This is a genomic window from Pseudomonas sp. HT11 (assembly GCF_044875395.1).
In the GTDB taxonomy this organism is placed as follows: domain Bacteria; phylum Pseudomonadota; class Gammaproteobacteria; order Pseudomonadales; family Pseudomonadaceae; genus Aquipseudomonas.
Window position 1 is genome coordinate 4,298,332 of sequence record NZ_CP173217.1, and the last position, 12,694, is coordinate 4,311,025.

15 protein-coding genes are annotated in these 12,694 nt (G+C 58.7%); 12 read left to right on the plus strand and 3 right to left on the minus strand.

The genetic code is table 11. The features are described from left to right. Positions 1–153: 153 nt before the first annotated feature. From ABWL43_RS19860 to ABWL43_RS19880, 5 genes are all read left to right on the plus strand, one after another. Positions 154–576: a RidA family protein gene (locus ABWL43_RS19860; RefSeq protein ID WP_010567220.1), complete on the plus strand. Its 423-nt coding sequence runs from the start codon at positions 154–156 to the stop codon at positions 574–576. Continuing rightward, positions 573–1,553: an NAD(P)H-quinone oxidoreductase gene (locus tag ABWL43_RS19865; RefSeq protein ID WP_404483827.1), complete on the plus strand. Its 981-nt coding sequence runs from the start codon at positions 573–575 to the stop codon at positions 1,551–1,553. Before ABWL43_RS19860 ends, ABWL43_RS19865 begins: the two co-directional genes overlap by 4 nt. A 15-nt stretch (positions 1,554–1,568) precedes the next feature. Further along, on the plus strand, positions 1,569–2,012 hold the full coding sequence (locus ABWL43_RS19870; protein WP_145158633.1) for a type II 3-dehydroquinate dehydratase: 444 nt from the start codon (positions 1,569–1,571) through the stop codon (positions 2,010–2,012). Positions 2,013–2,348: 336 nt separating this feature from the next. Next, on the plus strand, positions 2,349–3,599 hold the full coding sequence (locus ABWL43_RS19875) for an NAD(P)/FAD-dependent oxidoreductase (protein WP_145158635.1): 1,251 nt from the start codon (positions 2,349–2,351) through the stop codon (positions 3,597–3,599). A 327-nt stretch (positions 3,600–3,926) separates the two neighbouring features. Next, positions 3,927–4,259, plus strand: a complete 333-nt coding sequence (locus ABWL43_RS19880) for a DUF6124 family protein (RefSeq protein WP_404483830.1) — start codon at positions 3,927–3,929, stop codon at positions 4,257–4,259. 185 nt (positions 4,260–4,444) lie between these two features. On the opposite strand, the gene ABWL43_RS19885 is transcribed toward ABWL43_RS19880, so the two are convergent. From ABWL43_RS19885 to msrA, 3 genes are all read right to left on the minus strand, one after another. Beyond that, positions 4,445–4,969 (minus strand): GNAT family N-acetyltransferase, encoded by a 525-nt coding sequence (locus tag ABWL43_RS19885; RefSeq protein ID WP_404483833.1) that lies wholly within the window; start codon positions 4,967–4,969, stop codon positions 4,445–4,447. Positions 4,970–5,062: 93 nt separating this feature from the next. Next, positions 5,063–5,548 (minus strand): GNAT family N-acetyltransferase, encoded by a 486-nt coding sequence (locus ABWL43_RS19890; RefSeq protein ID WP_404483835.1) that lies wholly within the window; start codon positions 5,546–5,548, stop codon positions 5,063–5,065. Between the two features lie 93 nt (positions 5,549–5,641). Continuing rightward, complete coding sequence (gene msrA / locus ABWL43_RS19895) at positions 5,642–6,148, minus strand: peptide-methionine (S)-S-oxide reductase MsrA (RefSeq protein WP_145158649.1); 507 nt, start codon at positions 6,146–6,148, stop codon at positions 5,642–5,644. Positions 6,149–6,467: 319 nt separating this feature from the next. On the opposite strand from msrA, the gene selD reads away from it, so the two are divergent. The 7 genes from selD to ABWL43_RS19930 all read left to right on the plus strand — a co-directional run bounded on the left by selD (position 6,468) and on the right by ABWL43_RS19930 (position 12,421). Continuing rightward, complete coding sequence (gene selD / locus ABWL43_RS19900) at positions 6,468–7,517, plus strand: selenide, water dikinase SelD (RefSeq protein WP_404483838.1); 1,050 nt, start codon at positions 6,468–6,470, stop codon at positions 7,515–7,517. A gap of 28 nt (positions 7,518–7,545) precedes the next feature. Beyond that, on the plus strand, positions 7,546–8,289 hold the full coding sequence (locus ABWL43_RS19905; RefSeq protein WP_404488469.1) for a sulfite exporter TauE/SafE family protein: 744 nt from the start codon (positions 7,546–7,548) through the stop codon (positions 8,287–8,289). Positions 8,290–8,362: 73 nt separating this feature from the next. Continuing rightward, positions 8,363–9,559, plus strand: a complete 1,197-nt coding sequence (locus tag ABWL43_RS19910) for a cysteine desulfurase family protein (RefSeq protein ID WP_404483841.1) — start codon at positions 8,363–8,365, stop codon at positions 9,557–9,559. Beyond that, positions 9,556–10,473, plus strand: a complete 918-nt coding sequence (locus ABWL43_RS19915; protein WP_404483843.1) for a bifunctional oligoribonuclease/PAP phosphatase NrnA — start codon at positions 9,556–9,558, stop codon at positions 10,471–10,473. Before ABWL43_RS19910 ends, ABWL43_RS19915 begins: the two co-directional genes overlap by 4 nt. A 401-nt stretch (positions 10,474–10,874) precedes the next feature. Beyond that, positions 10,875–11,309, plus strand: coding sequence for a YeeE/YedE family protein (locus ABWL43_RS19920; RefSeq protein ID WP_404483846.1), 435 nt, complete (start codon positions 10,875–10,877; stop codon positions 11,307–11,309). 5 nt (positions 11,310–11,314) lie between these two features. Further along, positions 11,315–11,734, plus strand: coding sequence for a DUF6691 family protein (locus ABWL43_RS19925; protein WP_369301162.1), 420 nt, complete (start codon positions 11,315–11,317; stop codon positions 11,732–11,734). A gap of 120 nt (positions 11,735–11,854) precedes the next feature. Continuing rightward, complete coding sequence (locus ABWL43_RS19930) at positions 11,855–12,421, plus strand: hypothetical protein (RefSeq protein ID WP_404483849.1); 567 nt, start codon at positions 11,855–11,857, stop codon at positions 12,419–12,421. Positions 12,422–12,694: the final 273 nt, after the last annotated feature.

A 12,694-nucleotide genomic window follows, 5' to 3' on the forward strand; every position in this document is an offset into this window, starting at 1 on the left:
GGGGTGTTGCAGGGTTCGTGCCGGGTCAGGCGCGAACCGATGACCTGCACGGGCTTCGGTTTTTCCTAAGCACTACCGCGCACAAATGCTGGTTTCGCGAGTTCGGGGGCGATGTGAAGCTTGTTGTATCCCGCTTCCGATGAGTTGCCCGCCATGCCGACCCACACCCGCATCCGCATGTTCAACACCAAACAGACCTACCCCAACCAGGCGCTGGACAACGACTTGTGCCAGGCTGTGCGCGCCGGCAACACCATCTATGTGCGCGGCCAGATCGGCACCGATTTCGACGGCAACCTGGTCGGCCTTGGCGACCCGCGCGCGCAAGCCGAGCAGGCGATGAAAAACGTCAAGCAACTGCTTGAGGAGGCCGGCTCCGACCTGTCGCACATCGTGAAAACCACCACGTACCTGATCGACCCGCGTTACCGCGAGCCGGTGTATCAAGAGGTGGGCAAGTGGCTCAAAGGCGTGTTCCCGATCTCCACCGGGCTGGTGATTTCCGGCCTGGGCCAGCCGGAATGGCTGATGGAAATCGACGTGATCGCCGTTGTGCCGGATGACTGGACCGTATGAAGGCGGTGATTGCCCGTGAGCCGGGCGGGCCTGAGGTGCTGCACTGCGTAGAACGCCCGATGCCGACACCCGAAGCCGGCGAAGTGTTGATTCGCGCGGCCGCCGCAGGCGTCAATCGCCCGGACCTGATGCAACGCAGCGGCGCACCGATTCCACCTGGCGTCACCGACGTGCTCGGCCTGGAAGCGGCGGGCATTGTGGTCGCGACAGGCCCTGGCGTAGACGAGTTTGCCCCTGGCGACCGCGTGATGGCGCTGCTCAACGGCGGCGGCTACGCCGAGTACTGCGTGGCACAGGCGGCGCACTGCCTGCCGGTGCCGGTGGGGTTATCACTTCAGGATGCCGCTGGCGTGCCGGAAGCGGCGTTCACCGTGTGGCACAACCTGTTTGAACTGGGCCGCCTGCGCAGCGGCGACAGCGTGCTGATCCACGGCGCCGCCAGTGGCGTCGGCAGCTTTGCCGTGCAGTGCGCGCACGCCGCCGGAGCGCGGGTGATTGCCACCGCCGGCGGCGCGCAGAAAGTCGCGATGCTGCAAGCGCTTGGCGTGTGGCGCGCGGTGGATCGCCACGTTGAAGATTTCGTCGAGGTAGTGAACGACTGCACCGAAGGGCGCGGCGTGGACGTGGTGCTGGATAACGTCGGCGGCCCTTATGTCGCGCGCAACCTCGCCGCCATGGCGATGGGCGGGCGGCATGTGAGTCTGTCATTTCTGCAAGGCGCGAAGATCGAGTTGGATTTACAGGTCTTGATGCGCAAAAACCTCAGCCTCACCTCTTCCACTCTGCGCCCCAAAAGCCACGCCGAAAAAGCCCGTTTGGCGGTGTGCATCCGCTCGCGTTTTTTACCCTGGCTCGCCTCCGGCCTGGTGCGCCCGCAGATCCACACGCAGCTGCCACTGCTGCACGCCGCCGAGGCCCATCGCCTGCTGGAGGCCAACGCCAATGTCGGCAAAGTCGTGCTGACCGTCGCGCAATAACCTGGAGCGCAAGCCATGCACCACCGCGTGTTTTTCCTCAATGGCCCTAACGCCAACCTGTACGGGCTGGATAAAAACGGCACCTACGGCAGCGAAAGTTTCGCCAGCATCCAAGCGCGCTGCCAACGCCACGCCGCTGAGCTGGGCCTGACCCTGGACTTTCGCCAGAGCAACCACGAAGGCGTGCTGGTGGACTGGATACAGGAAGCGCGACTGAACGCCGACGCCATCGTGATCAACGCCGCCGGGCTCACCTACAGTTCGGTACCGATCCTCGACGCGCTGCTGGCCTTCGACGGCCCGATCATCGAAGCGCACATGAGCAACATCTGGAAGCGCGAGAGCTTTCGGCATCACTCCTACGTGTCCAAGGCGGCTACCGGCGTCATCGCAGGGCTTGGGGCGTTGGGTTATGAGCTGGCGCTTACGGCGGTGGCCACGTTGTTGATAACCCAATGAGCCGCCTCACCGCAGATCAACTGTGGGCGCTGTCGAGCTTTAGCGAGGCGGCGAAGGGATCACCGCAGTGCACCTGATTACCCGTGCACCTGCATCGCAAACTGGCTGACGCAGCCACTCGTCAAAAAAATCAGGCTGAAAAAGCGTGTATTCAGGGTGCATCAGTGATGCATCGAGAATGACGCTGCTGGCGATTGCCCCATGGGGTTTGGATTTTCCTAACCTCTGCCTTCAAAAAGCATAATTTCGCTCCTTCCACTGCGTGATCACACTGAGGCTGTCGATGCTTGCGCGTCGCCCAAACCGACCGAGGTCGTTCACTTTTAGGAAACGCACATGTCAGTGGAAACAATCAACACCCTGGTAGTGGGCGCAGGCCAGGCCGGCGTCGCCATGAGCGAGCACCTTTCCCTGATGGGTGTGCCGCACCTCGTGCTGGAGCGTAGCCGCATCGCCGAACGCTGGCGCTCGGAGCGCTGGGACTCGCTGGTCGCCAACGGCCCGGCCTGGCACGACCGCTTTCCCGGGCTGAAATTCGAGGGCATTTCCCCCGAAGCCTTCCCGCCGAAAGAGCGCATGGCCGACTACTTCGAAGCCTACGTCGAGAAGTTACAGGCCCCCGTGCGCACCGGCGTGGAAGTCCAGCGCGTGGAACGCCACGTGGGCCGCCCCGGCTTCAAAGTCACCACCTCCGCGGGCATCATCGAAGCCGCCAATGTGGTGGCCGCCACCGGCCCGTTCCAGCGCCCATCGATCCCCACCATCGTCCCGGCCACCGCGCCCGTGCACCAACTGCACTCCTCCACCTACAAAAACCCTGCGCAATTGCCCGAAGGCGCCGTGCTGGTGGTCGGCGCCGGCGCCTCCGGCTCACAAATCGCCGAAGAGCTGCAAAAGGCCGGCAAAACCGTGTACCTCTCGGTGGGCGAACACTACCGCCCGCCCCGCGCCTACCGCGGCCGCGACTACTGCTGGTGGCTCGGCGCGCTGGGCCTGTGGGACGAAGTCAAAATTCAGCCGAAGAAAAAGCACGTGGCCTTTGCCGTCAGCGGCTATGAAGGCGGTAAGACCGTAGACTTCCGCCGCCTCGCGCACCAGGGCATCCACCTGGTCGGCGTCACGCGCGCGTGGAACGAGGGCGTCATGACTTTCGAACCGGGCCTGGCCGACAACGTGGCCGAAGGTGACCGCGCCTACTTTGATGTACTGCGCGACGCTGACGCCTACATCGAGGCCAACGGGTTGCCGTTCCCATTGGAGCCCGACGCCTGGAAATTGCTGCCCGACCCGGAATGCCTGGTTAACCCGACCCTCAGCCTGGACCTGGCCGAGGCCGGCGTAACCACCATCCTCTGGGCGACGGGCTTCAAGTTTGATTTCAGCTGGTTGAAGGTCGATGCGTTTGACGAAAAAGGCGAGCCGTTTCACAAGCGCGGGATCTCGGCGCAGAGCGGGATTTACTTCCTCGGCCTGCCCAATCTGGTGAACCGCGCGTCGTCGTTTATCTACGGGGTTTGGCACGACGCGAAGTACGTGGCCGACCATATTGTTTTGCAGAATGAGTACATGTCCTACACCAAGCCCTGAAACAGCAAAGTCCGAGGCGACAGCGCCTTGCTCCGTTGCCTACGCTTGCGTCAGAATCCGCCGGCTTGTGCGCTTGGGTGGGCGTCTCTAAGGTTGCTCGGTCGCTGAATACTCAGTGATCGGGTTTAGTAGCTCGGGGTTATTCCAGTCAGCGCACAAGCTTCATCTGTCGGACGGTCTAGTCCGTGCTCGATGGTGGCTGTGTGCAGGGCGTCCTCGGGCGCGCCGGCTTTCTTGGAATTCCCCGGTCTACTAACCTGCGCACAGCTGCCACCCCTTTGTTTAGTAGCTCAGAGGTGACGGCCCTAAAGTGGGAAATTCCAAGATATGTTCAAAGTCACACCCAACCCTCCGAGCGAGCCGGACCAGAAGCTGAACCAGGCGGCGCATCGCGCGATTAATCGCTATCTCAATCCAGAAACTGACCCACCTTTACCACCGACAGGCCTGTTCAGCGTTGCCGCCGACGCCAGCAACGAAACCCTGATCACCAACAGCTATGAAACCTTCTCCTCAGTAACCGCCTTGCTGCTTGACCTGTCGGAGGACCTGACCGGGAAACAGCGCGACGTGGCGCTGGCGATTCACCAGTTGAGTGAGTTGGGGGTTTTGTTGATGGACAGGCTGATGGAGCGTGAGGCTGCTGTAGCGGGTAGCTGAGCTTTCAACTGCATGACCCGAATAAACAACCGGGCTTACTCGCGAACATGTCGGGCCGGCAAATATTGATGTCGACTGACCCGCCGCTTTCGCGGGCAAGCCCGCTCCCACAGGGGTTCTGCGCTTGACTGATGGGTAGTGGGGAACAGGCCACCGTTAAAGGCGTGGCCTGCCGCCTGTTCTGTCTAACACAACCGAATACACGGCAACCGATACCTCACCTCGACCAGCTGCACACCGCCCCTTTCAAGCGTGCGCTCACTGCCCGCCTCCTCAACACAGCCTACCCGGCGATAAAACCGGACAGCCCTTTCATTACGGGCCAACACCCACAGCGTTACCTGTTCAAACCCTTGCTCAGCCAAATACTGTAAGCCCGCGTTCCACAACGCCAGCCCGACGCCCGTGTGCCAGTGCTCAGCGACAACGTAGATGGCCATCACTTCACCTACGTTCTGCGTAGCAGCATCCTCATCACGGCTGGCGCCGACGGACACCCAGCCGACTACCTGCTTGTTCACCTGCGCCACCCAGACTTTTGATTCGCCCGACTCAATCGAGGCCATCCAAAATGACTCGCGCCGGGCCAACGTCGAGCTCAACGCACCCAAGTAGTCGGCGGGCATCAGCTCGCGATAGGCGTCCTGCCAACTGCTGATGTGCACCTGGGCAATCGCCCTGGCGTCTGCGGGTGAGGCGTGACGAATCATCGAAGCGTTCCTTGTTCGGATATCAAGGGGTTAGCGTAAGCCGGCCTCGATGACGATTTTGCGATGCACAGCCCCTCGTGCCATCCATACACACTACGGGCCAGTTACGCCGCGCGCCGTAAGGTGCTGACGGACGTAATAATTGTCGAATTCACTGCTTTCGACGAATTGGAAACCATGGCGGGTATAAAACCGGTTCGAGGCGCTTTCTTTGAGAGCACCCACTTTGATCGGCAGTGCAGCCGCATCCGCTTCTTTGAAAATCAGAGTAAGCACCGCAGCACCTACCCCTGCCCCTTGCGCACTCGGCCTCACGTATAGGTGGTCGAGCACGAGTTGATCGGGGTCGTGCTTGACCACGACAAAGCCGACCCGATCTCCAGCGACCTCGATGTAACGGGTGTTGTGGGCTTCGAAGCCGCTGACAAAGCGCTCACGCGCCCGCACCGGATCAAACCGCCCGACACGCTCCAGGCTGTCGCGCATCGCCTCGATTCGAATGGCAACCAAATCGTCCACGTCGCTGGGTTGAGCGAGGACTAACCTGACGGGGGCGTTTTGACCGCGTGTGATGGGCATGACGTTGCACTCTATATAGGCGCAGGAGTAAGACCACGTTTATACGGTTTCCCGAAGCGTGGTCTACCTTGTTTTTTTAAGCGCACCTCAAGCTCAGGCGCGCTTGGGCAACTTCCAGTTCGGCCGGATGAAGTGGCAGGTATAGCCATTGGGTATGCGCTCCAGATAATCCTGATGCTCTGGCTCCGCTTCCCAAAACGGCCCTGCGGGTTCTATCTCAGTTACCACACGGCCTGGCCACAACTTGGAGGCATCCACGTCGGCAGCGGTGTCTTCGGCGATGTCGCGTTGCTGTTCGCTCAGGTAATAAATCGCTGAACGATAGCTGGGACCAAGGTCATTGCCCTGGCGGTTAGGCGTGCTGGGGTCGTGGATCTGGAAAAAGAACTCGAGAATCTGCCGGTACGTGATCACCGCAGGGTCAAACACGATCTCAATCGCTTCAGCATGATTGCCGTGGTTGCGATAAGTGGCGTTCGGCACATCGCCGCCGGTGTAGCCGACTCGCGTGCTGAGGACGCCGGGGTAGCGCCGCAACAGGTCCTGCATGCCCCAGAAGCAGCCGCCGGCAAGGATCGCGGTTTCGGTTTGGTTGGTCATGGTCTGCCCTTGTGCTGAATGAGTACCGGGATAGTTATGGGGCTGCGCTGGGCAATAGCAAGGGTGAACGTCGGGTCGCGCTCGCCTCACTCATAAAATTCCCGGCCAGCAAAATGGCCGCACGGCGCTGCGCAGCCGTGAGGCAATGGTTCATACGCCACTGCGCGCTGACATCCGCATGACTTCAAAATGCCGCCATTGCGTCATATTTCTGCAATGAAACCATGCGATTTTTGTCGGCGGAAATAGGACACAACAGCCAGTTCTAGAACGCTAAACCGCTGTTTTAATTATGGAAAATGGATTTTAAGGAAAGCCGATGTCGATGTTTTGTCAGATTATGGATAAATCTGAGAGTGGTGGGTGCGGGTGCAAGATCCCATCCAGCGTGTTAACGAAAATTCTGTCGCAAACTGCAGCAGCCAATACGGTGTCGGATGACAACGTGGTATTGGGCTTTGAGTCTTCTGACGATTGCGCCGTCTATGACGCAGGTGAAAAATACCTTTTATTCACCACCGACTTTTTCTCCCCGATAGTCAACGACCCTTATGTCTTCGGCCAATTGGCAGCCAGCAATGCTGTGAGCGATATCTTTGCTTCAGGCGGAAGTCCACTGATTGCCAACTCGATCATGGCGTTCGACCCGGAACTGGTGTCGGCCGAGCAAGTAACGCAGATGATCCTTGGCGCCCAGTCGGTGATGAACAAGTTCAACGTCAGCATCGTCGGTGGCCACACGATCAAGAACAGCCAGCCCTTGTACGGCTTCTCGATCATTGGTGAGGTGGAAAAGCACCGTTTGAAGAAAAACAACACGGCCAAGGCCGGTGATTTGCTGGTCATGACGCGTCCGATTGGTGTCGGCATCCTCGCCAATGCCCTGAAGACCGGCGTGATTGAGCAAGCGGATATTGCCGCGTCGACGCTTGCCCAGATCACCGGCGACAACGCGTTTGGCCGCACGCTGAGCGAAAGTCCTGAAGTCAGCAGTTTGACTGATATCACCGGGTTCGGCCTGATCGGCCATATCAGTGAGATGGTCGGGCTCGGGCAACTGGATGTTGACCTGGATACCAGCGGTCTGGCTTTTTATGACGGTACAGAGTCATTGGCGGTAGCGGTGACGTCGGCTGACAGCGGTATTTTTTCTAACCTTAAAAAGTACGCGCAGAACGTGGAGTACCTGGCTGATCTTCCCTTGGCTAGAAAGTTTCTGTTGCATGACCCGCAAACGAATGGCGGTTTGCTGTTCACGGTGAGTGTCGAAGGGTTTGAAACGAACCGTCGAGCGTGGCAAGCGCTTTGCCCTGATCTGATTGTTATCGGTCGAACGAAGGAAGGGACCGGCAAGATCAAGGTCTGCTGAGATGGTAGCCATGACAATCTACCCGATGATGGTCGGTGTGGGCGTGATGGCGGGTTTCATGTCAGGTTTGTTCGGTATCGGCGGGGGCATCATCGTGACGCCCCTGTTGGTGCTGATTTACCCGATGTTGTCCGGTCAGAAACTGCCGATTGAAGTCGTGACGGGGCTGTCTTCCGCACAGGGCTTCTTTTCGTCCCTCGTGTCGTTCGCGCTGCACCGCATCAAGCTTCAGCCCGATTGGCGAGTGATCAGAAGCTTTGCCGTACCGATGGCTGTCGCCAACTTTTTTGCCTCGCTGAATGCTGATGCCTTCAGCGAAAACTTCATCCTGTTCGTCTTCGGCCTGCTGGGGTTGATGTCGTTGTTGGTCACGTACCTGTTCCGTGAACCGGTGGCCCTGTTGTGCAACCATCAATCGCTGTCGCTGCCACTGATAGGGCTGGTGCTGGGCGTATTGTGCGGCCTGGTTGGACAGGGTGGCGGGTTCATCTACCTGCCTGTGCTGATCAGCTTGTTTGGTCTGCAGATAAAGCAGGCCATTTCGACCTCGGCGCTGATCGGTATCATCGGCGCAAGTGGGGCGTTGTTCGGCAGAGTGGGTTCAACCATGGATTTTCTCGGCTACACCGGTGAGTTGGTACTGGGGATATTGGTGGGGGGTTTGCTCGGCGCCATGCTTTCTCATCGGCTGGACTCGCGGCATCTGAAACAGGCGCTGAATGCCTTCGTATTGCTGTGCTCGCTCCAACTCATGCTGCGCGTGCTTATTTGACCTGTGAGTCTCTGTTCGCACCTGCGAGCAGCATCCTGAATGACATAAAAAAGAAAACCTGGAAGTGTTTGATATGGATATTGCTGTGGATGCAGTTTATGCCGACGTCTGTGGGTCGGCTCCGGTTTCAATGGGTGTGAGCAACATGCTTCAGGCGTTGTTTTCGACCCGCCAATGCGCCAACCCCAATGCCAATCATGCCTTGGGCGTTGCGTTGCTCGAACGCGTCGAACGGGCGCGTGGCAGCATCGCCAGCCTTTTGAACGTGGACGCCGACTGCCTGATTTTCAACAGCGGCTCCAGTGAGGGCTGTGCCCAGGTGTTTCATGGTTTTTTCGAACGCTACAAGCATGAGCAACCCTTGGTGTTGTACTCAGCGATCGAACACGCCTGCACCCTGCAGAACATAAACCGCTACGGTCTGGAAGGCCTGCAAGCCATAGCGATCGGGCATCAAATGAACGGACTGCTCGACACCGACCAATTGGAGCAGCTGCTGCGTGCCCATGCAGGTCGCCCGACATTGGTTTGCGTTATGGCCGTGCATAACGAAACCGGCGTGATTCAACCGATCGAAGACATCGCCCGACGAGTGAAGGCTGGAGGTGGTTGGCTGTTTTCGGACATGACCCAGGCCATCGGCAAAATCCCTGTGGACCTGCACGCATCCGGCGTTGATTTCGCCATTGCGTCAGGACACAAGTTCGGGGCGTTGCCCGGTGCCGGTTTTCTGTACGCCAGAAGTCGCTACGGGTTGTCGCCATTGATTGTTGGCGGCGGCCAGGAAGGTGGGTTGCGCGGGGGTACTCAGAACTATCCGGGCATTCTTTCGATTGAAACCGCGTTGCAGGAGAAACAGCACACCTACGGCACCTGCAAAGTCGCGGTACAACAGAGCCGGGAAACGTTTGAGCGTACGCTGCAAGCGATGCTGGGCGAAGTGGTCGTGATCGGTCAGCAAGCACCGCGTGTGCCTTGTGTGAGTTTTGTAGCATTGCCAGGAGTCAATACAAAAAAACTGCAGTGGGCCTTGAACACGCAGTCGATCTACATCACCGGTGGGTCGGCATGCTCGGACAAGAAACTGAGCCTGTCCAACACGGTTACACAACTGGGATATCCCGACCGGATCGCCGGGGCCACGGTGCGCATTTCCATCGACGAAGCACAGTGTCAATTCGCCTATGAGCGGATTCTGGAGGGTATCGCCCAAGCGCTGAAGCTGTCTTCGACTGTCCCGGCAGCTCACACTGTGACCCACGTGTTATGAGGGTGGTGACCTCAGGCTCGGCGTACCTGGACATCGACGCGTATGCCTGCTGCATTGCGTACGCCGAGCTGTTGAATCACCAGGGCGTTGATGCTCGGGCCGTCAGTAGCGCCCCGCTCAATGTCAGCATCTGCAGGACCGTGCTCGGATGGCAATCATCTCTGGACGATTATCGGCCGGGAGCGGGTGATGAGTACGTGTTGGTGGATGTCTCCGACTACCACCATTTCGACCCGCTGGTGGTGCTTGAACAGGTGGTGGAGGTCATTGACCATCACCCAGGCTTTGAAAACTATTGGGCGCAGAAGCTCGGACCGGCGGCAGACATCCTGCCGATCGGCGCAGCGGCAACGCTGATTTTTCAGCGCTGGGAAGCGGCAGAGCTGTTGCCGCTGATCAGCGAAAAAAGTGCTGCGCTGCTGGCCACGGCCATTTTGGACAATACCCTGAATTTCACCGGGCAGTTGACCACCCAAGCGGATATCCGGGCGTATGAAGTCCTCGCAGGGCGGGCAAAGCTGGAGGCCGACTGGCCCGAGCGGTATTTCTCCGAGTGTCAGGCTACTGTCGAATCAGACCTGATTGGCGCGTTGGCGGTTGATGTGAAGCGGCTGAAAGCCGAGAGCAACCTGCCGCAGGTTTTCGCGCAGCTGGCGGTATGGGATGCCAGTGCGCTCATCCGAACGCATCGTGCAACGATCGGTGACTGGCTGGCGGCGCAGGGTGAAGACTGGCTGTTGAACGTCATCAGCATCCGCGAGTGCAAAAGCTACTTTCTGGCTGAGCCCTTGGTCAGCCAACAGAAGTTGAGCCATTTGCTGTCGATTGAATGGCAGGCCGCAATGGCGGTGCTTGAGCCCGCGCTGCTACGCAAGGAACTGTTGAAGCTGGGGTTGGCCGCCTCTGCGTTGTGAGTAAACCGCAGCTGGTTTTGTAGTTGCGTCGAAGGGCTGCTTTTGGGCGACAGTAGCCGCTATGACACACCACTTCCGGCCAAGCCAGTGAACCACTTCAACCCTATCTGTGAGCAAAACCAACATACCCCGCACTTCAACCAAAGGCGGGGCGTTCTCTCCAGCATCGGCGTGGCCGCGGTCGACACTTAGGCTTCGACGGCGTGGGTCAGTGCGTCCATGCCGGTGGCGGCGCACAGGGCAATGCCCATTATGTTCACGGAGGGACTGGGAGCAGCGCTTCACCCATTTCATGGGGGCGGCAGCAAAACCTGATTTGCGCAGACCCAGACCCGCACGGATGGTTATGATGCTTCGCTGATCAACAGCCCTCACCCACCCTCCTGTGCAGGAAATGCAAAATGAGCATTGATTGGATCAACTTCACGCCTTGGACTTCACTAGGCGCAGGCGCCTTGATCGGGCTGTCCGTCAGCGTGTTTGTTCTCGCCAATGGCCGAGTCGCAGGTATCAGCGGCTTGCTGGGAAGCGTGATGCGGTTTGGCAGTGAGGGCTGGAGCGAGAAAGCGTTGTTTCTTCTTGGCCTGGTGATTGCGCCATTACTGTGGGGGCTGTTTAGCGTGTTGCCACAGATCGAGATCACGGCACAGTGGCCGGCCTTGGTGATGGCAGGCCTGCTCGTCGGCTTGGGAACCCGGTACGGCTCCGGCTGTACCAGTGGTCACGGCGTGTGTGGGATCTCTCGATTGTCACCTCGCTCCCTGGTGGCGACCGTGTGCTTTATGACCGCCGGCTTTGCAACGGTGTACCTCATCCGCCATGTGCTGGGGGTTTGAAGCTGATGCTCAAGTTGACCGCATTTCTCGCCGGGCTGATCTTCGGCCTGGGCCTGCTCTTGGGTGGCATGGCCAACCCCGCCAAGGTGTTGGCGTTTCTCGATGTGGCCGGGGCCTGGGACCCGTCACTCGCCTTGGTGATGGTCGGGGCCATCGCCGTGGCGGTTATCCCTATGAGTTGGGCACGCAAGAACAAGCTGTCCTTACTCGCGGCGCCCATGCAGTTACCTGTTAACCGGGAGTTGGACGTGCGCTTGATAGGGGGCAGCGTGGTGTTCGGTATTGGCTGGGGAATGGCGGGTATCTGCCCTGGGCCAGCGGTCGCCATTCTGTTTACCGGGCACTGGCAAATTCTCATCTTCGTAGTGGCGATGCTGGTGGGTATGTATGTGTTTTCCAGTCTGGAAGGCCGGCGCACGTCTTGATGGGGTTGACCCCGATTTTTATAGACTGGTAGATATCAGCCCTGACCCTATTCGCCGTCATCGAACCGCTGGGGTAAGCTTCGCGCCAGAGGCTTCCCCCAGCAAGGAGAATAGACGGCGATGGGCTTGTTCAGTCGATTGTTCGGCGATCGCTTCACACAACCCCCACCCGATGAACCACGGTTGAGCGATGCCGCGATTATGCGTGAGCTTTATCCATTCGGTGCGCAACTGAAAACGTTCACCCAGGCCCTGTTGGCGCGGCTGCCTGACAAGGAACGTGCGCGTCTCGTGAGAAGGGTGTCGCGCTATTACAACCTGGGTGAAGACCCGGCCACCGCGTTGGTCAGTGGTCTTTTGGACGCTGAGAAAGGCCAGTTACTCAATAATCTGGTTCTCATGGCCGTGGACGTGCACGGCGTCGATGATTTCAAGTACCTGGCACCGAAACTGGTTGAAGCCAGCGGTATTGACCAGGTTTATGCCTACAAGCTGGAAGAGACGCCATCACTGATGCAAGTGCTGATCGATTTCGATCAATGGCTGACCGGGTTCGGGAAGCGCTTTCTGCATGTGGATACAGGCGGCGCCGATTATGTGGGTTGCATCATTGAGCAAGACTGCGTCGAAAACCTGATCGCGCTGGCCAAGCAGGCTGGCATCGACGCACGGCTCGATCCCTTTTGAGACACGTTGGCTGACCGCCAATGAACCAGGCTGTGTGAAAACACCCGCCGAGCAGCTCAAAACCTGCGGTTTAAAACAGAGTAAAAACGGGGTCAGACCACGTTTTATAATAGTGGTCTGACCCTATTGTTCTCTTCATCGGGTAGAGCATGTGCCTTCCATCTGAATCGACCAAAACAACAGAGTATTTCTTGTAAAAACGGGGTCATAAAAACGGGGTCAGACCACCTTTTATAATAGTGGTCTGACCCTATTCTTCTCCTATTCTTCTCT